This is a genomic window from Sphingomonas sp. 10B4, assembly GCF_035019905.1.
Classification (GTDB): Bacteria; Pseudomonadota; Alphaproteobacteria; order Sphingomonadales; family Sphingomonadaceae; genus Sphingomonas; species Sphingomonas glacialis.
This window is the reverse complement of record NZ_JASJVC010000296.1, coordinates 1-276: the sequence shown is the minus strand read 5'-3', so window position 1 is coordinate 276 and position 276 is coordinate 1. Positions and strand designations below refer to the sequence as shown.

Here is a 276-nt window from a genome sequence, read left to right as displayed (position 1 = left end):
GTGTGGTCATATCAGTACTTAAATAGAGGAAAGTGGAAATTCACTGCCTGCGCTTGAGGCGGAATGAAAAAAACCGCCTGTTCCCGATCACAGGAAAGGCGGCGTGAGCGACCCGAAGCCGACCGTACTGCCCTTATTTCGCCGCAACCTCAGTCGGGCGCAACTTGGCAGCGAGCTTATCAAGCACACCGTTGACATACTTATGGCCATCGATACCGCCGAATGACTTAGTCAACTCGACCGCTTCATTGATGACCACGCGATATGGAATTTCAA

Annotated in this window: 1 protein-coding gene; it reads right to left on the bottom strand. The window is 51.4% G+C overall.

The window, feature by feature from the left end:
- Nucleotides 1-133: 133 nt before the first annotated feature.
- Nucleotides 134-276 (bottom strand): transcription antitermination factor NusB (locus QN347_RS19880; protein ID WP_416350909.1); only part of this gene is annotated, 143 nt, incomplete at its 5' end.